Source organism: Burkholderia sp. Bp9099, from assembly GCF_003857805.1.
Lineage (GTDB): Bacteria > Pseudomonadota > Gammaproteobacteria > Burkholderiales > Burkholderiaceae > Burkholderia.
The window spans coordinates 61,610-86,099 of sequence record NZ_QTPU01000010.1; the positions used below are offsets into that span (position 1 = coordinate 61,610).

Sequence of the window (24,490 nt, forward strand, 5' to 3'; positions counted from 1 at the left end):
GACCGAACATGAACACGAACCCCACCGAACCGAGACGCGACGCGCAGGTTGCACACCTGCCGCTTCCGTCGCCCATGCGGGAGGCGCACGCGAAGCCGGGCGCGCAACTGCCGGCGGCGCCGCGCTCGCTCGAGGAAACCGGACTGAGCCAGGCGTTCATCGCAGGGCTCGTGCTGAAGTCGACGCTGGTGCTCGGCCGCCCGTCCTACGGCGACCTGATCGAGCGTCACTGTCTCCCGCTCGCCGTGCTCGACGACATCTTCGCGTTCCTGGTGCGCGAGCATCTGGTCGAACTGACCCATCGCGGCAAGACGGACCTCGACGTGACGTTCCGCCTGACCGAGGCAGGCCGCCTGGCCGCGCTCGAAGAGCGCGCGCGCAGCAGCTACAGCGGCCCTGCGCCGGTGACGCTCGACGCGTATCTCGACTGCGTGTCCACCCATTCGGTGCGCAAGCTGCGCGTGGCCCAGAACGACGTGTGGGCCGTCTTCGACGGCGTCGTCATGGATACGGCGATCCTCGATTCGGCGGCCGCCGCGCTGAACTCCGGCCGTCCGCTTCTGATCTACGGCCCGGCCGGCAGCGGCAAGACGTTCCTCGCGGAGCGGCTCGGCGCGCTGATGGGCGGCCACGTGCCGGTGCCGTACGCCATTTGCGCCGCCGGCGAAGTGATCCAGATCTACGACCCGCTCGTGCATGTCGATGCGGCAGCGCAAGCGGACGGCCAATCGGTCGATCGCCGCTGGCGCCTGTGCGAGCGGCCGGTCGTGATGTCCGGCGGCGAGCTGACGCTCGACGAGCTCGACCTGCGCCGCGATGACGCGGCGGGCTTCTACCAGGCGCCGCCGCACATGAAGGCGAACATGGGCATGTACATCGTCGACGATCTCGGCCGCCAGCGTGTCGAGCCGCGCGACCTGCTCAACCGCTGGCTGCGCCCGCTCGATCGCGGCGTCGATTTCCTGACGCTCGAGTCAGGCAACCGCTTCGTGCTGCCGTTCGACGTCTGGCCAGTGTTCTCGAGCAACCTGGCGCCGGAGCAGTTCGCCGACGACGCGTTCCTGCGCCGGCTCGGCTCCAAGCTTCACGTCGGCGCATTGTCGATCGACCACTACCGCGCGGTGTTCGACGCCGCATGTGCGTCGCTCGGCCTGGTATCGACGCAGGACGCATTCGACTATCTGCTGCACCGGCTGCACCTGCCGACCGGCAAGGCCTATCTCGCATGCTTCCCGATGGATCTGCTGCGCCTCGTCGCCGCCGGCGCGCGGTATCGCGGCGATCCGCTCGAAGTGACGCACGACGCGCTGCACGACGCATGGGCCAGCTATTTCGGCACGGCGCCCGAGCGCGACGGCGTGTATCTGCCGCCTGCCGACCACGGCGGTCGCACGCACGTAACCGGTTGAGCCGTTTCTTTCACGATTCGTTGAGGAGCATTGCCATGAAAAACAGTCGAGCGCTCATGATGCTGATCGTCGCGATGGTCGCGGGGCTTGCCGCGGTCGTGTTCGCGTCCCGCTGGTTGATGAATACCTCCAGCAGCTCGATCACGTCGGTCGCGGTGGCGACCACCGACCTGAACCTGGGCGAGCCGCTCGGGCCGAACCAGATCCACATGGTGAGCTGGCCGTCGGGCAGCGTGCCGACCGGCGCGTTCACCGACACGAAGGAACTCGAAGGGCGCGTCGTGCGCACGAGCCTCGCCCGCGGCGAGCCGGTGATCGAGTCGAAGCTCGCGCCGGTCGGCACGAAGGGCGGCCTGTCCGCGGTGATCGCCGACGGCAGCCGCGCGATCACCGTGCGGGTGAACGACGTGGTCGGCGTCGCGGGCTTCGCGCTGCCGGGCAACTACGTCGACGTGATCGTCAACACGCAGGAACAGCAAGGCAAGACCGACGGGCAGAGCATCTCCAAGATCGTGCTCGAGCACATCCTCGTGCTGGCCGTCGCGCAGCAGGTCAGCCGCGACGACACCGCACCGAAGGTCGTCAACGCGGTGACGCTCGAAGTCACGCCCGACCAGGCCGAGCGCCTCGACCTCGCGCGTAGCGTCGGCACGCTGTCGCTCGTGCTGCGCAACCAGGTCGACCAGAAGACGCTGACCACCGACGGCGCGACCAAGCTCACGCTGCTCGGCAAGGCACCGGTACCCGAAGCGCCCGCACCCGCGCCGGTGAAGACCGTGCGCGTGCGTGTCGCATCCCATGCGGCACCGGGAGCACGCCGCGATTGCGTCGGGGTGCTGACCGGGGTACACGGCAGCGTCGAATGTTTCTGAATTCGTAGAACACGTGCAAATAACCACATTAACCAGATCGGCCGCCGTCAGGGCACGGCGGCCTTGAAAGTCGACAACCGGCGCCTCGCCGGTCACTCGGGGGATCAGACGAAATGAAGATCAATCCGCAACATTCAGGTACCGGCCCGGTGCGCACGCGTATCGCACGGGGCGCGATGATGGCCGCGATCCTCTGTGCCGGAACGCTGACCGTATACAGCGCACTGGCCCAGGAAGCCGCCGAATCGGCCGCGCTGATGAAGGGCGGTGCAGCCGCGCCGGCGGCGGCCGCCAAGGGGCCGATGCAGATGACGATCAGCATGACGCCGACTCCGGCCGCCGCGCCCGCCGCGGCGCCGGGGCCGCTGCGCGGGCCGAACTGCGTGGGCGCGGTACGCGAGTCGACCAGCGTCAGCGTGCCGCTCGGCAAGTCGCTGCTGGTGCCGATGCCGGAGCCGGTCCGCAACCGGACCATCGGCAACCCGGCCGTCGCGCAGGCGACGATGGTGTCGCCGCAGACGCTGTACATCCTCGGGCTGTCGGTCGGCACGACCAACATGATCGTGCAGGGTCGCAGCGGTGCGTGCCGCGTGATCGACGTGGCGGTCGGCGCGGACGCCGGCGGCCTGCAGGCGTCGCTGATGCAGCTGATGCCGAACGAACACGACATTCACGTGTCGACCGCCGCCGGCACGATCGTGCTGGCAGGCAACGTATCGAACTCGCAGGCCGCGCAGCAGGCGGTGCAGATCGCCCGTGCGTACAGCGACAGCGCCGGCGACGGCGGCGGCAAGGGCGCCGGCGTGCTGAACATGCTGGCCGTCACGTCGCCGCAGCAGGTGATGCTCGAGGTGAAGGTCGCCGAAGTGTCGAAGACGCTGATCAACCAGATGGGCAGCGCGTTCAACATCCAGGGCGGCTTCGGCTCGTGGAGCGGCGCGCTCGTCAGCAACCTGCTCGCGGGCGTCGCAAGCGGCGCGGTGTTCAACAAGGCGAACAACAGGCCGTTCAGCATCGCGGCCGATGTGCAGAACACCGACAACCTCGTCAAGATCCTCGCGGAACCGAATCTCGTGACGATCAGCGGGCAGGAGGCGACGTTCCTCGCCGGCGGCAGGATCTTCATCCCGGTGCCGCAAAGCAGCGGCAATGGCACGTCGTCGATCACGCTGCAGGAAGAGGAATTCGGCGTCGCGCTGAAGTTCACGCCGACGGTGCTCGGGAACGGCCGGATCAGCCTGAAGGTCGCGCCGGAAGTGTCGGAACTGTCGCAGACGGGCGTGACGCTGAGCGCGTCCAACATCGGCGGCACGTCGATCCTGCCGCTGATCACGACGCGGCGCGCGTCGACGACGGTCCAGATGGGCGACGGCGAGTCGTTCGCGATCGGCGGGCTGATCAAGGACAACGGGACCGGTGCGCTGAAGGCGATCCCGGGTGTCGGTGAAGTACCGGTGCTCGGCGCGCTGTTCCGCAGCACGTCGTTCCAGCAGGATCGCACCGAGCTGATCTTCGTGATCACGCCGCACCTGGTGAGGCCGCTGCAGACCGCCGACGTGCCGCTGCCGACCGACAGCTTCTCGAAGCCGAACGAAGCCGACGTGTATGCGACCGGCAACATGGAAGGCCGCAAGGGTGTCCGCCGGGCGGGCGCACAACCGGCGAGCGGCGCGATGGATGCACCGCAGACGCCGGCTCCCGCACCTGCTCCGGCGCCGCAATCGGCTGAGCCGGCCGCACCGGCCGCCGCATTGCCCGCACCGCGTGCGCCGCAGCCCGCCGATGCACCGGCGCCGGTGCCGGCGGAGCCGCAGAAGGCCGCGGCTGCCGACGCGGCTGGGACGGTGAGCGCCGAACCGGCGCCGGCCGCGCAGCCGCAAGAGCAACCGCAGTCGCAGCCGCAACAGCAGTCGCAGCCGCAGGCCGAAGCGGCCACCGCGGCTACCGCGGCGCGGATCGCGCGCATCGAAGCGGCTGCCGCGCGTCTCGCGGCCGCCGGCTCCGCCGCGCCGGCAAAACCCGCGCCGCGTTCGAAGCACGGCTTGCCGGCCGCCGCGCACGCGCAGATCGCGCGGGCGGGCACGGAACCCCAGTCCACCGATCGTTGAAGCCATTCAAGGGGAAGCTCATGAAATCCGCCTACCTCGTATTCGTGCGCCGCGCGGCGCTCGCCGTCCCGCTCGCGTTCGCGCTCGCCGGCTGCATGTCGTCGACGCCGGTGTGGGACACCCGCTTCGGCGATTCGGTCCGCGCCGTCACGCAAGCCCAGATCATCGATCCGCATGCCGCCGAACACGCGGCATCGAACCCGGGGGTCAACGGCAGCGCCGCCGCGTCCGCACTCGACAACTACGAAAAGTCGTTCAAGCAGCCCGAGCCGAAAGCCAATGCATTCGTGATCGGGATCGGCAAGTCGGCGCAGTAACACGCAGGCAAGCTCAGGGAGAACGCCATGTCCAGCGCAGCTCGTCATCCGAAACTCACGCGTCGCGGTATGCATCGCCAGCGAGGCGCCGTCGCGATCATCGTTGGTCTCGCACTGGCGGTGATGATCGGGTTCGTCGGTCTCGCGCTGGACCTCGGCAAGCTGTACGTCACGCGCAGCGAACTGCAGAACAGCGCCGACGCATGCGCGCTGTCCGCTGCGCGCGACCTTACATCGGCCATCAGCCTGCAGGTCTCGGAAGCGGACGGCATCGCAGCCGGCCACTCGAATTTCGCGTTCTTTCAGCAGAACGCGGTACAGATGCAGACGGATTCGAACGTCACGTTCAGCGATTCGCTGACCAATCCGTTCCTGACCAAGACGGCGGTTACCACGCCGGCGAACATCAAGTACGTGAAGTGCACCGCGCAGTTGAGCAACATCGCGCACTGGTTCATCGAGGTGCTCAACACGATTCCCGGCGTGCGGGTCGCGAACGCGGCCCAGGTCGCGGCGAGCGCGATCGCGACGGTCGGCGCCGGGCAGACCACCTGTGCGATTCCGGTGTTCGTGTGCCGCGCGGCGGCCGCCACGCCGTACAAGGTCGGCGACTGGATCTCGTCGCTGTCCGGTTCGACGACGACATACGGGCCCGGCAACTTCGGCTGGGCGGCGCTCGACGGCTCAACGAACGAGCCGACCATCGCCAGCGAACTGTCCGGCAATACCTGCAGCATCACGTCGCCGCCCGACCTCGGTTCGACGGGCCTGAAGTCCGCGTCGCTGCGCGCCTGGAATACCCGCTTCGGCATCTACACGAACGGCGCCAACGGCTCGAGCGGACAGCCGGACTTCACCGGCTATGCATACGTCGGCCCGAACTACGGGCCGCCGGGAACCGCGGGCATCGTCGGCGACGCCTACGCGCAGTTCGTGCTCGATCGCGCGAGCTTCAAGTCGTACCAGGGCGACGGCACGCCGCCCGCCGGCAGCGGCATCGCGACCAACGGGACCGCTACGGCCGGCAACTACCAGACGTATGGCGGCGACCGCCGGGTCGCGCTTGCCCCCGAGGGCGACTGCTCGACGCTGAACGGGGCAAGCAAAAAGCTGCACGTCACGCAGTGGGACTGTGTGCTGATGCTCGATCCGCTGCCGTTCAGCCCAGGCTCCGGCGGGATCGTGGCACACCTCGAATACCTCGGCTCGACGGCCTCCGGCACCACGCCGTGCGCGACGCACGGCCTGCCGGGCAGCGGCAGCCCGGCAGGCATCAAGGTGCCGATGCTCGTTCAATAGAGGAGACGCGATCATGAAAAGGCTCCCGATTCGCCGGTCACGCATGCGCGGTGTCGCCGCGGTCGAATTCGCGCTCGTGCTGATGCCGATGATCGTGCTCGCGACCGGCGTGGCCGAGTTCGGCCGCGCGATCTACCAGTACGAGACCCTCACCAAGGCGACGCGCAACGCGGCGCGCTACCTGTCGGTCTTTCTGCCGACCGACAGCGCGTATCCGCTCGCGGAGGCGCAGTGCCTGGTCGTGTACGGCAGCACCACGTGCGGCTCCGCCGGCACCGAGCTGGTGCCGGGGCTCACGACATCGATGGTGATCGTCTGCGACGCCGCGCATTCGACCGATTGCGCCGATGCGTCCGACCCGCCGCAGTTCGCGAACCTGCCGACGTACGACTCGACCAACAATGCGGCAAGCGGCACGGCGACCGGCAGCATCAACGTCGTCGAGGTGAAGGTGAAGGGCTACCAGTACCAGCCGATTCCGGCCTACCCGGGGCTGTCCTCGATCACCTTCGGCAACATCGTCACCGTGATGAGGCAAGTGTCATGAACGCGCGCCCCTTTCCGCTGTTGCGCCGGCGCACTCAACGCGGCGCAACGATCGTCGAGTTCGCGCTGATCGCATCGATCCTGATCATGCTGCTGATCGGCGTGTTCGAATTCGGGCGCGTGCTGTTCTACTGGAACACCGCGACCGAGGCCCTCCGGCTCGGCGCACGCACGGCGATCGTCTGCGACGTGAACGCCGCCGGCGTCGCGAAACGCGTGAAGTCGCTGATGCCGATGCTGTCGAACGCGAACGTGTCGGTGAGCTACACGCCGTCGGGCTGCGATGTGAGCTCCTGCTCGTTCGTGACGGTCAGCATCACCAACGTGACGGTCAGGACGATGATTCCGATCGCGAACGTCTCGATCACGATGCCGTCGTTCACCACGACGCTGTCGCGGGAAAGCCTGAATTCGTCGACGGGCGGCACGGCCTGTCAATAATCGAACCGACGAGGCACAGTCATGATCAATATCCTCGTAGCTGCCGACGATACCGCCCGGCTCACGCAGATCGCGCGCCTGGTCACCGAGAGCGGACACTATCGCGTGACGCGCGCGCACGGACGGCCGTCCCAGATCGAGCATCGAACCGACGGTCTCGATTCGTTCGACATCCTGCTGATCGACGGCGCGACGACAGACGCGGCCGAGCTGTCGGCGCTCGAGCGGATCTGCCGGCTGCACCCGGGCCTGACCGGCATCCTGGTGACCGCGGATGCGGCGCCGCACGTGCTGCTGGACGCGATGCGCGCCGGCGCGCGCGACGTACTGCAGTGGCCGATCGACCCCGCGGCGCTCGCCCGCGCGCTCGAACGCGCGGCCGCGCAAAGCACGCGGCGCGACAGCGACGATACGCGCTTCGTGTCGTTCATGTCGTGCAAGGGCGGCGCGGGTACGAGCTTCGCCGCGAGCAACGTCGCGTACGAGATCGCCGAAGGCCACAAGCGCCGCGTGCTGCTGGTCGATCTGAACCAGCAGTTCGCGGATGCCGCGTTCCTCGTCAGCGACGAGACGCCGCCGTCGACGCTGCCGCAGCTGTGCGCGCAGATCGAACGGCTCGACGGCGCGTTTCTCGACGCGAGCGTCGCGCACGTGACGTCGACGTTTCACGTGCTCGCCGGCGCGGGCGACCCGGTGAAGGCCGCGGAGATGCGCGAGGACGCGCTCGAATGGATCCTCGGCGTCGCGGCGCCGCGTTACGACTTCGTGATCTTCGACATCGGCGTCAGCATCAATCCGCTGTCGATGATCGCACTGGATCGCAGCGACCAGATCCAGCTCGTGCTGCAGCCCACGATGCCGCACGTGCGCGCGGGCCGCCGGTTGCTGGAGATTCTCGTGTCGCTCGGCTACCCGACCGACCAGTTGCGGCTGGTGGTGAACCGGATGACGCGAGCGAGCGAGCGGTCTCGTGCCGCGCTCGAGGAAGTGCTCGGCCTGCACGCCAGCAGCACGATACCCGACGACGCCGACACCGTGCGCGAAGCGCTCGACCAGGGGCATCCGGCCTCGCGCGTCGCACGCGGCGCGGCGGTCACGCGTGCGTTGCAGGCCTGTGCGAAGCAGATCGTCGAAGGGGACGTGCGCACCAGGCACGGCACGTCCAGCAGCGAACCGTTGATGTCCCGGCTGTTCGGCCGCAAGGCCACGCCGAAGCTCAAGTCCATGTGAATCTTGCGGGGAAACCATCATGTCATTGCGCGAACAGATGTCCTTGTACCGGACGCAGCCGCAGGCTGCGGGCACCGAACCGGCAGGTGCGACGCATTCGTCGGTACGCAACGCCTACCAGAAGCTGCGCCGCGAAATTCACCTGGCGGTGCTCGAACGCGTCGAGCTGGAGCGTCTGTCGCGCCTGCCGCAGGAACAGGTCCGGCAGGAAATCTCGGCGCTGATCTCGCGCATCCTCGACGAGGAGCGCCTGCTCGCGAACGACATCGAGCGGCGCCAGCTCGCGATCGACGTGTACGACGAGATGTTCGGTTTCGGCCCGCTCGAGGCGCTGCTGCGCGACCCCGGCATCTCCGACATCCTCGTGAACACGTACCGGCAGGTCTACGTCGAGCGTGCCGGCCAGCTCGAGCTGACCGACGTGACGTTCTACGACGACGCGCACCTGATGAAGGTGATCGAGAAGATCGTGTCGCGGGTCGGGCGCCGCATCGACGAATCGACTCCGATGGTCGATGCGCGTCTGCCGGACGGCTCGCGCGTGAACGCGATCATTCCGCCGTCGGCGATCGACGGGCCGCTGATGTCGATCCGGCGCTTCGCGGTCAACCCGCTGAAGATGGACGACCTCGTGAGTTACCAGAGCCTCACGCCGCCGATGGCGGAACTGCTCGATGCGCTGGCCCAGGCGAAAGTGAACGTGCTCGTGTCGGGCGGCACCGGCAGCGGCAAGACGACGCTGCTCAACATCCTGTCGGGCTTCATTCCGCGTTCGGAACGGATCGTGACGATCGAGGATGCGGCCGAGCTGCAACTGCAGCAGCCGCATGTGCTGCGGCTCGAAACGCGGCCGCCGAACATCGAGGGCAAGGGCGAGATCACGCAACGCACGCTCGTGCGCAATGCGCTGCGGATGCGGCCGGACCGGATCATTCTCGGCGAAGTGCGCGGCGCGGAAGCGCTCGACATGCTCAATGCGATGAACACCGGCCACGAAGGCTCGCTCGCGACGATCCACGCGAACACGCCGCGCGATGCGCTCACGCGGCTCGAGAACATGATTAGCGTCGGCGGCCTGACGCTGCCGCCGAAGACGATGCGCCAGCAGATCGCGTCTGCGATCTCGGTGGTGGTTCAGGCCACCCGGCTCACCGACGGCAAGCGCAAGATCGTCAGCATCCAGGAGCTGACCGGGATGGAGGGCGACATCATCAACATGCAGGAGATCTTCACGTTCAAGCGCACCGGCATGGATCGCGACGGCACGGTGCGCGGACACTTCTGCGCGACCGGCGTGCGGCCGAAGTTCGCCGAGCGGCTGCAGGCGTTCGGCATCAACTTGCCGGATTCGCTGTACGACCCGGCGCAGCGTTACGAGACGAAGTGACGACGCGCGGTCGTCTGATTCCGGGGAGGCCTCATGGACTCGATCTTTTACGGTTTTGTGATTCTCACCTTCGTCGCGGTCGTGCTCGCGATCGAGGGCGTCTATCAATGGTGGAACACGCGCCACGGTGCCGCGGCGCGCCGGATCGAATCGCGCCTGCGCGCGATGTCGGCCGGCGGCAGCGTGCAGCAGGAGCGGCTGTCGATTCTCAAGAAGCGGATGCTCGACGAGTCGAAGCCGTTCGACCGGCTGTTGTTGCGCATGCCGCGCGTGCAGTCGCTGGATCTGCTGCTGCAGCAGTCCGGGCTCGACTGGACGGTCGCGAAGCTGGTCACGCTCAGCGCCGCATTCCCGGTGGCGACGATGCTGGCCCTGACCCTGACCGTGTTGCCGCTGATCATCGTGGTGCCGATTGCGCTGCTGACCGTATGCATCCCGGTAATGTACGTGATGCGGCATCGCAACCGGCGGATGCTCAAGCTCGAGCGCCAGCTGCCGGATGTCTGCGACATGATCGCGCGCGCGCTACGCTCCGGCCACTCGTTTACGAGCGCGCTCGGGATGGTCGGCGAGGAGTTTCCCGATCCGATGGGCAGTGAATTCAGGATCACGTTCGACGAGATCAATTACGGCGTATCGCTGCACGATGCGCTGGTGAACCTCGCCACGCGCGTGCCGGCCCATGACCTGCGCTACTTCGTGATCGCGGTGCTGATCCAGCGCGAGACCGGTGGCAACCTGGCCGAACTGCTCGACAGCATCGCGTCGCTGGTGCGCGAACGCTTCAAGCTGTTCGACAAGGTCCGCGTGCTGTCCGCGGAAGGGCGGTTGTCGGCCTGGATCCTCGGCCTGCTGCCGTTCGGTACCGCGGGCATGATGGCGGTGTTGAACCGTGAGTTCCTGTCGGTGCTCTGGGAGGATCCGGCCGGCATCAAGATGGTTGGCGTGATGCTCGGGTCGATGGTATTCGGCCTGCTGTGGATTCGCCGCATCATCCGCATTCGCGTCTGACGCGTGTCCCGGGCTTCACGAACCGAATCGAGGCTGTCATGCAAAACCTGAGCGTAGTACATACCGTGATGCTGGCCGGCTTGTTCCTTTTCGTCGCCGGCGGCGTGCTGGTCGCGATGCTGCTGTTCGCGCCGCGCAACATGGAGCGCCGGATCCAGCAGGCGAGCGGAGCGAGCGTGGGCATCGGCACCGGTGCGAACGACGGCGGCGGGCAAACATCGCACTGGGTCGCGAAACTCGTCGAACTGTCGAAACCGATTTCCCGGCTGTCGCTGCCGCAGGAGGGCTGGGAGAACTCGCCGCTGCGGATCCGGCTGATGAATGCCGGCTGGCGCGATGCGAACGCGGGCGCGCTTTACTTCGCGGCGAAGACGGTACTCGCGCTGGCGCTGCCGGGCGCTGCGCTGCTGGCGCTCGCCACGACCCGCCTCGCGGGTCAACGCATGCTGCTGTCGTTCCTCCTCGTGGCGCTCGCCGGGATCGGCTACTACGTGCCGAACGTGATCCTCCGGCGCCGGATCGCGAAGCGTCAGCAGGTGATCTTCGAGGACTTCCCGGATGCGCTCGACTTGCTGACCGTATGCGTCGAAGCAGGGCTCGGGCTCGATGCGGCGCTGATGAGGGTGAGCGAGGAGCTGCGCTTTCGCAGCGAAGTGGTCGCGGGCGAACTCGACTTGCTGCTGCTCGAGATGCGTTCCGGGTTCACGAAGGATACCGCGCTGCGCAACCTGGCGCTGCGGACCGGCGTCGAGGACATCGAATCGTTCTGCGCGATGCTGATCCAGGCCGATCGCTTCGGCACGAGCATCGCGGAATCGCTGCGCGTGCTCTCGGACATGCTGCGCACGCGGCGGCGGATGCGCGCCGAGGAGCGGGCCGCGAAGATCGCGCTGAAGCTGCTGTTTCCGCTTATCTTCTTCATCTTCCCGGCGCTGATGTGCGTGTTGCTCGGGCCGGCGATGATTCACGTGTATCGCGTGCTGCTGCCGACCTTCACCAGCATCGGGCAGTAAGCGGCGGCGGGGGGCCGCGCGAACCGGATGTGCGTGTCGGCCCGGCGTCGCCGGCCGGCACGGTCACCGTCTTCATGGGAGGCTCCTTCTCCCCCCGGGCGGCGCCGCGAGACAGGTCGATCATAGCGGCGTCAACGCAACCCGGACCCATGGTCGGCCATGGACGCAGCCGTAGTCCACTGCCCGCGCGGGTGGCCCCCTACGGCTAACCCTCAAGGCCGCCCCTCGCTCGGCACATCGGCCGCCTTGCTGAGCTCGCCCATGATGATCCGTGCGATCTCGTTGGCCGGTGCGCGTCCGTCCGGGCCGGACGCCGTGTTCGCCCACGTGACGATCGTCGTCTTCGTTGCCGGATCGTAGCCCGCGAACGTATTGAAACCCGGTATTTCCCCGGTGTGCCCGTAGAACGTGCCGAACTTCGCGAGCCCCATGCAGTAGCTCGCCGACGCCGGATTCGACGGATCGATCGGCGTGCAGCTCGCGAGGCGTTGCGCCTGCAGGTCCGCATTCAGGTAGCCGCCGCCGACCATCCGCTGCACGTACGCACCCAGTTCGGCCGCGGTAGAGATGCCGGAGCCGGCCGTCCATGCCCACGACGTATTGACCGTCGTCACGTCGGCCGGCTGCAGCGTGCCGTTCTTCGCGGCGGCCTGGCGCGTGGGAGACAGCGCGTCGCCGTCGATCGTCTCCACGTTGGTGCCCCATTGATAACCGCGCGGCGCCGGCGCGGGGAGCGCCGTGTTGTCTTGCGGCGGCAGCGATGTCTCGGTCAGCCCGAGCGGCGCGAACAGCCGCGTCCGGATCGCATCGGCGGCGCTCATGCCGGTGCGCTGCTCGATGATCAGGCCGAGCAGCACCGTATTCGTGTTCGAGTAGCGAAAATCCGTGCCCGGCGCGAAATAGACGGGCTGGTTCTCCGCGATACCCAGCAGTTCGTCGACGGTCCACACCTTGTCCGGCTGCGTGTCGAGCGACTGGTTGAACGCAAGGCTGGTCGAGTAGTTGTAGAGACCGCTGCGCATCGTCAGCAACTGTTCGATCGTGATCGTGTCGCCGTTCGGCACGTTCGCGACGTACTGGCTGACATGATCGGTCAGGCGCAGCCTGCCTTCCTGCACGAGTTGCAGGATCACGGTGCCCGTCCACGTCTTCGTCACGCTGCCGATGCGAAAGTGCGCGTTCGTCGGGATCGGCGAGTTCGTGCCGCGCACGGCCGTGCCGAACGACGCGAGCCAGTTGCCTTGCGGCGACTGCACGTAGACGACCGCGCCGGGCGTCATCGTGCTCGCGAGCAGCGCATTGATCTGCGGGCGTGCCTGGGTGGCGTAGGCAGGCTCGTCGCTGTTCAGCGAGCTGTCGCCGCCGCAGGCGGAAACGGCGATGCCGACGGCCAGCGCCGGTGCAACCGTCGCCAGGTGATGCACCAGCCGCTGCGCGGCGCGCGGGAAAAGCCGGGGAGGAGCAGAGGTCGCCATCGCGTGTTCCCTTCCTTGTTGTGTTTAAGTGGTCTCCTTGCATCCCCGAAACTATAGGACACGCAACCGGGCTCCGAAGGTGCGCGATGCATTCGTCATACGATATCGGCCGGCAAGGCCGGCCTGGTTTGCGCGTCACTGAAAATGATGCACGTACCTCAACACCATCCGCGAACCCTGCGGCCGGTTGCGCGCAAGGACCTCGAAGTACGCGTTGAACAGCAGGTGATCCTGCGGCGAGAAACTGACCATCGCACCGGGCCCGATCGCGAGCACGGATTCCCGTGTGCCGGATACCGCCTGCCCGTTCGCCTTCATGTCGGTGGTCTGGCGCAGCCAGTAGCCGTTGAGCCCCAACCGCAGCCCGGGCCGCACTTCGTACTCGGTCGCGAAGTTCGCATGAACGGCCTGGCCGGCCTGCGTCGACGTCACGTCGGGTCCGAGCGCGGTCGCCGGCTCGTGATTGGTCGCATTCCACAAATAGTGCAGGCGCCACGACACGGTCCACTTCGGTGTGACCCAGAACGTCGCGGCCCAGTACGGATCGAACGACCAGAAATGGCTGCCCGGATTGATCGCCCGCGCCGGGTCGTATGCGCCGGTCGGCGCGATGAACTGGAATTCCACCCGCTGCGCGAAGCGCGGCCCCTGCGGGCCCATCACCGGATCGAACTGGATGAACGGGCCGATCAGCAGGTCGCCGAACCCGGCCCGCGAATTCAGCGCGACGTTGCCGATTCCGTCGTTCGTGTGCACGGACGCCACCCACGGCAGGATCACGTCGAGCCCCGGATGCATGCCGCCGAACGCCAGCGGCGACTGGTAGACGAGCTGGCTCAGCCCTGCGAACAGGTCGATGTCCTGCTTCGGCAGCCCGACCTTGTTGCCGGCATTGTCGTTGACGCGTCCGGCCGTGTAGTACTCGAGATACTGCGTGCCGTACCAGCCGGCACCGGCCGGCGGCATCCCGTCGAGGAAGCTGGTCATCCCCAGGTTGACCGATGGCAGGTCGGTCGCATGCGCCGGCACGTGCCCGGTCAGGCCGAAGCACACGAGGCCTGCGATCGCAAGCAGGCGAGAGCCGCAATTCATCATCACCACCTCCTGAATATTTGTTTGTATAACTAATCAAGCGGCACGAGAAAGATCGGGGTGTGCCGAGATCGCGCGATACTGGCCCGCATGGAACACGAGCGGTGCATGGCCGAACGCATCGAATGCCTCGATCTGGCCGATGAACAGCAGGTGGTCGCCGCCTTCGTAATGGCCGACATGGCGGCACACGAAACGCGCGCTTGCGCCGTCGAGACAGGGCACGCCGCCCGCATCGGCATCCACGTGCGGCACGCCGTCGAACTTGTCGGCGCTCGGCGTCGCGAAACGGCGCGACAGTTCGATCTGGTCGTGCGCGAGGATATTGATCGCGAAGTGCGTGGCCGCGACGAAATCCGGACGGCTCGGCGCGACCTTGCGCAGGCTCCACAGCACGAGCGGCGGATCGAGCGACAGCGACGAGAACGAATTGGCGGTGAGGCCGACCTTGCGCCCGTCCGGCGCGCGCGTGGTGATCACGGTGACGCCGGTCGGAAACTGCCCGAATGCGGCGCGCAATTGCTGCGGGTCGAGGCCCGGATTGCCGGAAGCGGTGGCGTTCATGTCGCTTACTCCGAACGTGCGGCGTGTTCGCGGATCAGCGCGGCGCAGGCCGTCGGCTCGAACCACCACGGCGCGAACCGGCGCGGATCGTCGAAGCCGTCGACGATCGTCGCGGCGAGCGACGGCAGCTGGCCGGCGGCGCCGAGCAGCTCGAGGATGTGCGGCGGCGGCGGCGTGAGCAGCGAGTTGGTCCAGCGCACGACGTGCTGTGCGTAGGCCCAGTAGCGTTCGAACGTGTCGTGCATCCAGGTTTCGTCGAACGGCTCGGCTTCGCGTGCGAGGATCGCGTCGCCGTACACCTTCGCGCATTTCGCCGCATTGTTCGAACCCTGGCCGGTGATCGGATCGTTGACGACCACCGCATCGGCCATGCCGAACACGGTGCGGCCCGACGGCAGGCGGAAGAACGGCTTGCGCACGGTCGGCGTGAAGCGCCCGGACAGCGTGCCGTTCGGATCGGTCAGCGCAACGTCGCGGCAGCGCTCGAATTCCCACGGCACGTACTGCTGCAGGAACGACAGGCTGCGGTCGAGATGCTGCTCGGGCGTCTTCACGTCGGCCCAGCAGTCGAGCGGGCCGCCGGGGATCCCTTCGAACACCATGATTTCGCACGGGCCCGTCGTGGTCAGCGCCGGAAACACGAAGTATTCGCCGATCCCGGGCAGCAGGTTGAAGCGCACGCGCGAATACGGCTCGCTAGGCGTCATGCCCGTCACGTAGGTGAGGGCCAGCGCGCGTTGCGGGCGCTCGAACGCGCTGCGTGCGTCGTCGCGGCCGAGCAGGTTCACGATTTCGCCCTTGCCGGCCGCGAGCAGCACGAGATCGTGGCTGCGTGCGAGCGCCTCGAGCTCCGGCACGCCGACGTCGCAGATGCGCACGTCGGCACCGCGGCGCCGGATCGCGTCGAGCCAGTCGGCCATCTTCACGCGCTGGTCGACCGATTGCGCGTAGCGGGTCAGCCGCGACGACCAGTCGATCGCCTTGCGACCGTTGCCTTGCGGATGCGGCACCGCGATGCCGATGCCGTCGATGGACGGGCACGCTTCTTCCCAGGCGTTCAGGCCGAGATCGCGTTCGATCTGCAGTGCGGTATGGAACATGCACTGGCTCGACATGACCTTGCCGGCGCGAATCTGTTGCGCGTCGCGATTGGTCGCGAGCGTGACGTGATAGCCGTGGTCGAGCAGCGTGAAGGCGAGTTGCAGGCCGGACTGGCCGGCGCCGACGATAGCGATGCGTTTCATGATGCAATCCTTTGCATGACGAATTAAATGGAGTGGAATGTGGGCGGGAAGGAACGGCCGGCGGTTATTCGGCCAACCTCGGAATCGCCGGCACCGCCTGCTCGGGGCCCATCGCGGAGTAGCCGCCGTCCACCGCGTAGTCGGCGCCCGTCACGAAGCTCGCCGCATCGCTGCACAGGAATGTGACGACCTGCGCGACTTCCGACGGATCGCCCACGCGCCCGAGCAGATGAAATGGCGCGGCCACGCGATCGGTTTTCGCGCGGTCGCCGTGCGTGAGCTCGTCCATCACGCGCGACCACGTCCATCCCGGCGACACCGAGTTGACGCGAATCCGGTCGGCGGCGAGATCCATCGCCATGCTGCGCGTGAGCTGGCGCATCGCGGCCTTGGATGTGGGATAGAGCCAGCGGCCGGTCTGCGCGCATTGCGCGGAGATCGAGCTGAAGTTCACGATCGCGCCGCCGCCGCGCCGGGTCAGGTAAGGGTGCACGGCCTTCACGAGCATCGCGGCCGAGACGACGTTGACGTCCATCGCCGCGAGCCAGTCGTTGCGCGTGGCCTGGATGCCGTTGTCGACGTAGCTGCACGCGAGGTTGATCAGCAGGTCGATCGAGCCGAAGCGTTCGGCGACGGCCGATACCGCGCGTTCGATCGCGCGGTCGTCGGTGATGTCGGTCGCGATGAACGTGCCGCGTTCGCCGAGCGTGTCGGCGACGCGCGCGCCGTTCTCCGCGTCGAGATCGAGGATCGCGACGCACGCGCCGGCGTGGCTCAGGTCCTGCGCGACGGCGGCGCCGATCAGCGTGGCGCCGCCGGTGACGATCGCGACTTTGCCAGCAAGGGCAGTCATGGGGAGTCTCCTGGAATGATTGAGCGCAGGCGGCGCGCGTTCGACGTGCCGCCCGGGTATCCGTCGATTACGCGCTGTCGCGCCAGCGCTGCATCAGGCCGTTGGACGGCACGGTTTCGTCGAGCAGCTTGCGCGCCGTTTCGACACCGGCGACGGGCAGCCCGGCCGCGTCGAGCAGGCCGATCTGCACGAGCACGCTCGCCTGGTCCCAATAGATGTGCTCGTGATACAGCTTGTCACCGCGGAACTTGACGATCGCGACGAGCGGGATCTCGACGCGCTTGCCGGTCGGCGCGACGCCGGGCAGCATCCAGTCGATCTCGGTCGTATGCGTGAAGCAGAACAGCAGTTCGTCGACGATCTGGCTCGCGCCGATCGTGCGCGAGATCGGCGTGATCGCGGTGTCCGGCGGGTTCGCATGCACGAAGTGATGCGTGTAGAAGCGCTTGAGTTCGTCGTAGCCGACGCCGCCCGTCAGTGTCGGAATATGGTTCACGTAGGGCTGCGCGACCATCGTGTCCATCGTCGCGTCGACGTTGCGCGTGTCGAATTCGTGCCGGAGATGTTCTTCCCACAGCGCGGACAGGTCGTAGCGCGGGCCGAGCGCCGCGCGGAACGCGGCGATCGCGCGCTGATGCGCCATCACCGCGGCCGCCTTGTCGAAATGATCGCCGCCGACGCGTGCGAACGCATGATCGACGCCCGGGTAGACGTACACTTCCACGCCGTCGCGCCCCGCGAGCGCCGCGGCGATGCGTTGCTGCGCGTCGGGCGGACAGAAGCGGTCCTGCGCGGGGATCTGCAGCACGAGCCGGCCGCGCAGATGAGCGGCCTCGTCGAGCGCATGCTCGATGCCCACGCCGTAATAGCTGACCGCGGCGGCCACCTCCGGCAGGCGGCACGCGGCGAGATACGCGAGCTTGCCGCCGAGGCAGTAGCCGAGCACGCCGGCCTGGCCCGTGCATTCCGGCCGTTGCGTGAGCACGGCCAGCGCGGCGGCGATGTCCTCGACGCCCTTGTTTTCGTCGTATTCGTGGTACAGCGCCATCGCACGCTCGAAGTCGGTGGCGGTGTAACCGAGTTCGATGCCGGGCGCCTGGCGCCAGAACAGGTCAGGCACGAGCACCGTGTAGCCTTCTTCGGCGTAGTAATCGGCCACGTCGCGCATCGTCGCGTTCGCGCCGAAGATTTCGTGGCACAGCACGATGCCGGGCCCCGTGCCGCCGGCCGGCGTGCTCAGGTACGCGCGAAACGCGCCGCCGTCCGGCGACGGGATCTCGATGTGTCGTCCTTGCATGTGTCTCTCCATTCTGTTCGTGACTGGCATGGGCCCAGTATTGGCGGACGAAACGCGCGCTTCTATCCGCTTTCTTCGACCGGTATCCGCGAATTCCGGAAACCTGCGGACCGGCCCGCCGCAGCGGAGCCGGGCACGGCGCTCTGCGGGTTTGTGCGGATGCGGAAGCGCCGCACAGTTTTCTACGATGCGCGAACGGTCCGCTTCTTGCATCGGGTGCGCAGGGCTTGCGTAGTGTAGCGAGGCGGACTGTCCGGATACTCCGGCCGCTATCCGGATCGTGCGACGGGATTCCCCGGAATCGGGAACGCGTGCACAGCGCAAGTGCGATCGAGCACGACGGGAGAACTTCGATGGGGCAATTTTCCGGAGCGGGCTGGCTGGGTGACGCCGCCTGTTTCAATCACGACACGCTGCTGCTGCAGTCGGATGACGTCGACGAGGTGCGCGCGCGGGTAGCGGACGTGTTCAAGCCGCACCGGCTCACACCGACCGGCGATTCGCGCGCGCTGCACAGCCGCATGCACCATGCTCGCTGGGGCAACCTGTCGCTGAATCTGCTCGACTACGGCGGCGAGGTGTCCATCGAACCGGGGCCGCTCGAGCACTTCTATCTGTTGCAGATGCCGCTGCGCGGCGACGCCGAGATCGAGTGCGGCGCGACGCGCTTCGTGTCGTCGCCCGACACCGCGTCGCTGCTGTCGCCGACGCTGTCGCTCAGGATGCGGTGGGGCGAGGCGTGCCCGCAAGTGATCCTGCGGATCGAGCGCGAGGTGATGGAGCGGCATGCGCAGCGGCATTTCGGCGACGAGCGGCGCGCGCCGGTGGAGTTCGAGCCGGAATTCAGCCTGTCGTCGCAGCAGGGCGCGTGCCTCGCGCAGATGCTGCCGATGCTGGCCGACGCGATCGCGACGGACGGGCATCCGCTGCGCCATCCGCTCGCGTTCGAGCAACTCGAATCGACGCTGCTCAACCTGTTGCTGTACGGCCACCCGAACACCGCGCGCAACGGCACGCGCCACGCGCCGGCGCCGCTCGCGCCGTTCTACGTGCGGCGCGTCGAGGAATACATCCGCGCGCATCTCGACGAGCCGCTGACGATCGAACGGCTCGCCGAACTCGCGGGCGTCAGCCCGAGCACGCTGTTCGCCGGCTTCCGCAATCGCCACGGCATCACGCCGATGGCATTCGTGCGCCAGTTGCGGATGCAACGTGTGCGCGACGAACTGCTCGACGATGCGACGCCCGGGCTCGCGTCGGTGACGGACATCGCGCTGAAATGGGGCTTCGCGCACCTCGGACGGTTCGCGATCGACTACAAGCGCGCGTTCGGGGAATCGCCGTCGGCCACGCTCCGGATGCGGCGCGTGCGGTGCTGACGGGGCAGCCGCGACACAGGCTCGCGGTCGAAAGCCGAGTCGCGCGCCGGACGACGGATCACGCAACGGTGATCGTTACCGGCTGGACGGAGGATGGGGTTCGGAGCATGCGTCGCGCCGGCCAAGCAACGTGGCTTGCCGGCGCACGCGCGCAACGGGCCGGTTGCGGCAACCGGCCTCCTCGCGCGTGGTTCAGAAATGCACGACGGTCCGGATGGACTTGCCTTCGTGCATCAGGTCGAACGCTTCGTTGATGCCGGTGAGCGGCTTCGTGTGCGTGACGAACGGTGCCAGCTGGATCGTGCCGGCCATCGCTTCCTCGACCATGCCCGGCAGTTCGGAGCGGCCCTTGACGCCGCCGAATGCCGTGCCCAGCCAGCGGCGACCGGTGACGAGCTGGAACGGGCGCGTCGAGATTTCCTGGCCGGCGCCGGCGACGCCGATGACCACCGACTGGCCCCAGCCGCGGTGCGCGCATTCGAGCGCGGCGCGCATCACGTTGACGTTGCCGATGCACTCGAAGCTGTGGTCGACGCCCCAGCCGGTCATTTCGACGATCACCTGCTGGATGGGCTTTTCGTGATCCTTCGGGTTCACGCAGTCGGTCGCGCCGAACACGCGCGCGAGGTCGAACTTGCCGGGGTTGGTGTCGATCGCGATGATGCGGCCGGCCTTCGCGAGCTTCGCGCCCTGGATCACCGCGAGGCCGATGCCGCCGAGGCCGAACACGGCCACGGTGTCGCCTTCCTGCACCTTCGCCGTGTTCTTCACCGCGCCGAGGCCCGTCGTGACGCCGCAGCCCAGCAGGCAGACCTGCTCGGGGTTCGCGTCCGGGTTGATCTTCGCGAGCGACACTTCGGCGACGACGGTGTATTCGCTGAACGTCGAGCAGCCCATGTAGTGATAGACCGGCTGGCCGTTGTAGCTGAACCGCGTGGTGCCGTCGGGCATCACGCCCTTGCCCTGGGTGGCGCGCACCGACACGCACAGGTTGGTCTTGCCGCTCTTGCAGAACAGGCACTCGCCGCATTCGGCGGTGTAGAGCGGAATGACGTGGTCGCCGGGTTTGACGCTGGTCACGCCTTCGCCGACTTCCACCACGATGCCCGCGCCTTCATGACCCAGCACGGCGGGGAAGAGGCCTTCGGGGTCGTCGCCCGACAGCGTGAACGCGTCGGTATGACAGACACCTGTATGGGTGATCTTGACGAGCACTTCGCCCTTGCGGGGCGGTTCGACGTCGATTTCGACGATCTGGAGCGGCTTACCCGCTTCAAACGCAACTGCGGCACGTGATTTCATGACAATCCTGTTGAAAAAATCATCGAATGGAGCGGAGCGTCGACGATCCTGCGCCGGTCAACGCAGGTAGGACCGGACGAGGGTCACGATATCGTCGATCGATTCGGAAGCAGGCCGCGGGGCCTCCGCGAGCTGGGTGAATTCCTCGCGCAGATGGCTTTCGAGCACGCCGGCCATCACGCCGTTGATCGCGCCGCGGATCGCCGCCAGCTGCTGCAGTACCGGACCACAGTCGGCGCCTTCCTCGAGCGCCTGCTCGAGTGCATTCAGCTGCCCGCGGACACGGCGCACGCGGGTCAGGACGCGTTTTTTCTCTGCGGGGGAATGGGGCATGGGATCGTGGTTTCCAGATACTGGGGGGCAGTATAGAACAATGCGGTGCCGGAGGTATACCCGGTCGTGCCCGGATGTCGCAGGGCCGCCGCCGGCGGGGTTCCCGATGCCGGAGCGCGATCGGCGTCAGATCAACAGCGAGAGCGTGCGGAACAGCGCGAGATCGTCCTTGCGCGCCGAGCGCGCATGCCGCCGGATCACCTGCAGCAGGCAGTCGATGAAGCAGCGCGCGGCGTCGCTCAGCGTGCTGCTGCGGCGCGTGACGACGCCGAGTTCGCTCGGCTCGAAGGTCTCCTTCAGCGACAGCACGCGCATCCGCTCGCCGAACGGCGGCACCGCCGCGAGGATCGTCGGGCACCACGTGCACATGCCGGCCTGTTCGAGCATCGTCTGCAGCATCGCGACCGACTGCGCGCGCACGATGCGCCGCTCGTCGATCTGCGCGCCGTGCCGCGTGAACAGGTAGTCGACGAGCGCGGCCTGGCCGTCGGCCGACGAATTCAGCACCCAGTCGCAATCGAGCAGGTCGTGCACCGACGTCGCGCGTTCGCGCGGATGCCCGGCGCGCACCATCACCGACGTCTCGTAGCGCAGCAGCGGCTCGAACGCGAACTCCTGCGCGCCGCTGCCGGCCTGCACGTGGCCGAGCGCGAAATCCATGCTGCCGTCGCGCAGCAGCGGTTGCGCGACGGCCATCAGCGCTTCGTACAGTTCGAGGCGCACGTCGGGCATCCGCTCGCGAAACTGCAGCACGGTTTCCGCGAGGAAGGTCATCGTCAGCCACGGCGTGACGCCGACGCTCAGCCGCCCCTCGACGCGCCCGCGCATCCGCTCGAGATCGCTTTGCGCGTGCTCGAGCTGCTTGAGCACGAGTTTCGCGTGCGTGAGCAGGGTCTTCCCGTATTCGGTGAAGCCGATGCCTTCCGGCGCGCGCACCAGCAGCGGCAGGCGCTCGCTGGCCTCCAGCTCGCGCAACGCGCGCGTGACGGCCGCCTGCGACAGCCCGAGCGTGCGCGCCGCGCCGCGGATGCTCCCGGCCTCCGCGCTCGCGACGAGCGCCTGCAACTGATGCAGCTTGATCGTGCTCATGGTGTGAAAGGTGCGAAAGGGTGTGATAGCTGACAACGAAAGGTTGTCATCATAACGAAACTGCGGCTGTTCGCCGGCTTTTTCGCTGCCTACGATCTCGCTCACGACCTGCCACTCCGGCAGTCGCCACGCGGCACCTGGAAAGGAGTAACGGGGTTGGATCGAGTACGCATTCCGCCTGAATTGGCGGCCATCGAGACGGAGATGATCGCGCTGCGCCGCCGGCTGCATGCCCATCCGGAACTCGGTTTCGACGAACACGCGACGAGCGGGCTCGTCGCCGATTGCCTGACAACATGGGGTTATCGGGTCACGCGCGGCCTCGGTGGCACCGGCGTGGTCGGCACGCTCACGCGCGGCGCCGGGAAGCGGCTCGGGCTGCGCGCGGACATGGATGCGCTGCCGATCCGCGAGACGACCGGGCTGCCGCATGCGAGCCGGCACGACGGCGTGATGCACGCGTGCGGCCACGACGGCCATACGGCGATGCTGCTCGCCGCCGCCCGTTGCATCGCGCAGCGCGGGCGCTTCAGCGGCACGCTGAACCTGATTTTCCAGCCGGCGGAGGAAGGGCTGGGCGGCGCGAAGCGGATGCTCGACGACGGGCTGTTTACGCAGTTCCCGTGCGATGCCGTGTTCGCGATGCACAACGTGCCGGGCCTGCCGGCCGGCGTGCTCGGCTTCTGCGACGGCCCGGCGATGGCGTCGGCCGACGAGGTGCGCGTGCGCATAATCGGCCGCGGCGGCCACGGCGCGGCGCCGCACACGACGATCGATCCGGTGGTCGTCTGCGCGTCGATCGTGATGGCGCTGCAGACGGTCGTGTCGCGCAACGTCAATCCGCAGGAACTGGCGATCGTCACGACCGGCTCGATCCACGCGGGCACCGCATCGAACGTGATTCCGCCGCATGCGGATCTCGAACTGAGCGTGCGGGCGCTGTCGCCGGACGTGCGCGCGCTGCTCGAACGGCGCATTCGCGCGATCGTGCACGGCCAGGCAGACAGCTATGGCGCGACGGCCGAGATCGACTATCGCCACGGTTATCCGGTGCTCGTGAATCACGCGGCGGAAACGGCGTTCGCGCGCGATGTCGCGCGCGAATGGGGCGGCGACGATGCGCTGATTCCGCATCTGCGGCCGATCGCGGCGAGCGAGGATTTCGCGTTCATGCTCGACGCGTGCCCGGGCAGCTACCTGTCGATTGGCAACGGCGACGGCGCGGCAGGCTGCGGGCTGCACAACCCCGGCTACGATTTCAACGATGCGTGCCTCGCGACGGGCGCGAGCTACTGGATCGCGCTCGCCGAGCGCTACCTCGCGTGACGCGGCCGGACCGATTCGATTTACCTTCAACGACGGCAACAAGGAGACTGGCAATGAAACAATGGATGGCGGCGCTCGCGGTGGCGCTGACGGCAACGACGGTGGCAGGCGCCGCGCATGCGGGTGACTGGACGGGCAAGGAGATCCGCCTCGCGGTCGATCCCACCTATCCCCCGCTCGAATACAAGCAGCCCGACGGCACGCTGACCGGCTTCGGGATCGACATTACGAACGCGTTGTGCGCGGAGCTGCATGCGCGCTGCGTGTGGGTCGAGTCGAGTTTCGACGGGATGATTCCGGGGCTGCTCGCGCGCAAGTTCGACGTGATCGCGTCGTCGATGACGATCACGCCGAAGCGCATGCAGCAGATCGCGTTCACGAACCGGATCTCGAACGCGCCGGCGCGGCTGGTCGCGCGCAAGGGTTCGCCGCTGCTGCCGACGGCCGCGTCGCTGAAGGGCAAGCGGGTCGGCGTCGAGCAGGGTTCCGCGCAGGCAGACTATGCGATCGCGAACTGGCAGCCGGCCGGCGTGCAGATCGAGTCGTACCAGAACCAGGACCAGGTCTATGCCGATCTCGTGAGCGGGCGGCTCGACGCGGCGTTCCAGGCGTCGATCGCGGCCAGCGACGGCTTCCTGAAGAAGCCGCAGGGCAAGGATTTCATGTTCGTCGGTGCGGCGATCGACGATGCGAAGTACTTCGGACAGGGCGACGGCCTCGGGCTGCGCAAGCAGGACACTGAGCTGCGCGATGCATTCAACCGCGCGCTGGCGACGATTCTCGCGAACGGTACGTATCAGCGGATCAACCGCAAGTACTTCGACTTCGACATCTACGGCACGAAGTAAGCAGAGCCGACCCGTATCGCAAGGGTTGGGATAACGATATCAATAAGGAAAACGA

The 24,490-nt window shown here is 67.4% G+C and carries 23 protein-coding genes; 14 read left to right on the top strand and 9 right to left on the bottom strand.

What is annotated here, in order from left to right:
* Positions 1-8: 8 nt before the first annotated feature.
* From DIE17_RS13230 to DIE17_RS13280, 11 genes are all read left to right on the top strand, one after another.
* A complete protein-coding gene (locus DIE17_RS13230; protein ID WP_124487331.1) occupies positions 9-1,409 on the top strand; it encodes an ATP-binding protein in 1,401 nt (466 codons plus the stop codon).
* Positions 1,410-1,444: 35 nt separating this feature from the next.
* Complete coding sequence (gene cpaB / locus DIE17_RS13235; RefSeq protein ID WP_044844306.1) at positions 1,445-2,281, top strand: Flp pilus assembly protein CpaB; 837 nt, start codon at positions 1,445-1,447, stop codon at positions 2,279-2,281.
* 113 nt (positions 2,282-2,394) lie between these two features.
* Positions 2,395-4,389 carry a type II and III secretion system protein family protein gene (locus DIE17_RS13240; protein ID WP_124487330.1) on the top strand — a complete coding sequence of 665 codons (1,995 nt, stop codon included), beginning with the start codon at positions 2,395-2,397 and terminating at the stop codon, positions 4,387-4,389.
* Positions 4,390-4,409: 20 nt separating this feature from the next.
* Complete coding sequence (locus DIE17_RS13245; protein WP_044844304.1) at positions 4,410-4,706, top strand: hypothetical protein; 297 nt, start codon at positions 4,410-4,412, stop codon at positions 4,704-4,706.
* A 27-nt stretch (positions 4,707-4,733) separates the two neighbouring features.
* Positions 4,734-6,005: a pilus assembly protein TadG-related protein gene (locus DIE17_RS13250; protein ID WP_124920966.1), complete on the top strand. Its 1,272-nt coding sequence runs from the start codon at positions 4,734-4,736 to the stop codon at positions 6,003-6,005.
* Between the two features lie 13 nt (positions 6,006-6,018).
* Positions 6,019-6,552 carry a TadE/TadG family type IV pilus assembly protein gene (locus DIE17_RS13255; protein ID WP_124487327.1) on the top strand — a complete coding sequence of 178 codons (534 nt, stop codon included), beginning with the start codon at positions 6,019-6,021 and terminating at the stop codon, positions 6,550-6,552.
* On the top strand, positions 6,549-6,992 hold the full coding sequence (locus tag DIE17_RS13260; protein WP_124920967.1) for a TadE/TadG family type IV pilus assembly protein: 444 nt from the start codon (positions 6,549-6,551) through the stop codon (positions 6,990-6,992). Before DIE17_RS13255 ends, DIE17_RS13260 begins: the two co-directional genes overlap by 4 nt.
* Positions 6,993-7,013: 21 nt before the next feature.
* Positions 7,014-8,222: an AAA family ATPase gene (locus DIE17_RS13265; protein WP_124487325.1), complete on the top strand. Its 1,209-nt coding sequence runs from the start codon at positions 7,014-7,016 to the stop codon at positions 8,220-8,222.
* A gap of 19 nt (positions 8,223-8,241) precedes the next feature.
* Positions 8,242-9,609: a CpaF family protein gene (locus DIE17_RS13270; RefSeq protein WP_124487324.1), complete on the top strand. Its 1,368-nt coding sequence runs from the start codon at positions 8,242-8,244 to the stop codon at positions 9,607-9,609.
* A 33-nt stretch (positions 9,610-9,642) separates the two neighbouring features.
* Entirely contained in the window at positions 9,643-10,620 is a 978-nt protein-coding gene (locus tag DIE17_RS13275) for a type II secretion system F family protein (RefSeq protein ID WP_124920968.1), read from the top strand.
* A gap of 38 nt (positions 10,621-10,658) precedes the next feature.
* Positions 10,659-11,633: a type II secretion system F family protein gene (locus DIE17_RS13280; protein WP_124487322.1), complete on the top strand. Its 975-nt coding sequence runs from the start codon at positions 10,659-10,661 to the stop codon at positions 11,631-11,633.
* A 212-nt stretch (positions 11,634-11,845) separates the two neighbouring features.
* On the opposite strand, the gene DIE17_RS13285 is transcribed toward DIE17_RS13280, so the two are convergent.
* The 6 genes from DIE17_RS13285 to DIE17_RS13310 form a co-directional block, all read right to left on the bottom strand.
* A complete protein-coding gene (locus tag DIE17_RS13285) occupies positions 11,846-13,108 on the bottom strand; it encodes a serine hydrolase domain-containing protein (protein WP_124920969.1) in 1,263 nt (420 codons plus the stop codon).
* Between the two features lie 135 nt (positions 13,109-13,243).
* Positions 13,244-14,203 (bottom strand): transporter, encoded by a 960-nt coding sequence (locus tag DIE17_RS13290; protein ID WP_124920970.1) that lies wholly within the window; start codon positions 14,201-14,203, stop codon positions 13,244-13,246.
* A gap of 33 nt (positions 14,204-14,236) precedes the next feature.
* Positions 14,237-14,764, bottom strand: a complete 528-nt coding sequence (locus DIE17_RS13295) for a flavin reductase family protein (protein WP_124487309.1) — start codon at positions 14,762-14,764, stop codon at positions 14,237-14,239.
* A 5-nt stretch (positions 14,765-14,769) separates the two neighbouring features.
* Entirely contained in the window at positions 14,770-16,008 is a 1,239-nt protein-coding gene (locus DIE17_RS13300; RefSeq protein WP_124920971.1) for a styrene monooxygenase/indole monooxygenase family protein, read from the bottom strand.
* 64 nt (positions 16,009-16,072) lie between these two features.
* A complete protein-coding gene (locus tag DIE17_RS13305; RefSeq protein ID WP_124487307.1) occupies positions 16,073-16,861 on the bottom strand; it encodes an SDR family oxidoreductase in 789 nt (262 codons plus the stop codon).
* A 67-nt stretch (positions 16,862-16,928) separates the two neighbouring features.
* Complete coding sequence (locus tag DIE17_RS13310) at positions 16,929-18,158, bottom strand: dienelactone hydrolase family protein (RefSeq protein ID WP_124920972.1); 1,230 nt, start codon at positions 18,156-18,158, stop codon at positions 16,929-16,931.
* A gap of 353 nt (positions 18,159-18,511) precedes the next feature.
* Between DIE17_RS13310 and DIE17_RS13315 the strand changes: the two genes are divergently transcribed.
* Positions 18,512-19,537, top strand: a complete 1,026-nt coding sequence (locus tag DIE17_RS13315; protein WP_124893822.1) for an AraC family transcriptional regulator — start codon at positions 18,512-18,514, stop codon at positions 19,535-19,537.
* Positions 19,538-19,729: 192 nt separating this feature from the next.
* Here DIE17_RS13315 and DIE17_RS13320 read toward each other — a convergent pair whose 3' ends face one another.
* From DIE17_RS13320 to DIE17_RS13330, 3 genes are all read right to left on the bottom strand, one after another.
* The gene (locus DIE17_RS13320; RefSeq protein ID WP_124487304.1) at positions 19,730-20,839 is read right to left on the bottom strand and encodes an S-(hydroxymethyl)glutathione dehydrogenase/class III alcohol dehydrogenase; all 1,110 of its coding nucleotides are present in this window, start codon (positions 20,837-20,839) and stop codon (positions 19,730-19,732) included.
* A gap of 57 nt (positions 20,840-20,896) precedes the next feature.
* A complete protein-coding gene (gene frmR, locus DIE17_RS13325; protein WP_044844290.1) occupies positions 20,897-21,172 on the bottom strand; it encodes a formaldehyde-responsive transcriptional repressor FrmR in 276 nt (91 codons plus the stop codon).
* Between the two features lie 126 nt (positions 21,173-21,298).
* Entirely contained in the window at positions 21,299-22,261 is a 963-nt protein-coding gene (locus DIE17_RS13330; protein WP_124487303.1) for a LysR substrate-binding domain-containing protein, read from the bottom strand.
* Positions 22,262-22,417: 156 nt separating this feature from the next.
* Between DIE17_RS13330 and DIE17_RS13335 the strand changes: the two genes are divergently transcribed.
* A complete protein-coding gene (locus DIE17_RS13335; RefSeq protein ID WP_124920973.1) occupies positions 22,418-23,587 on the top strand; it encodes a M20 aminoacylase family protein in 1,170 nt (389 codons plus the stop codon).
* Between the two features lie 53 nt (positions 23,588-23,640).
* Positions 23,641-24,435, top strand: coding sequence for an ABC transporter substrate-binding protein (locus DIE17_RS13340; protein WP_044844287.1), 795 nt, complete (start codon positions 23,641-23,643; stop codon positions 24,433-24,435).
* Positions 24,436-24,490: the final 55 nt, after the last annotated feature.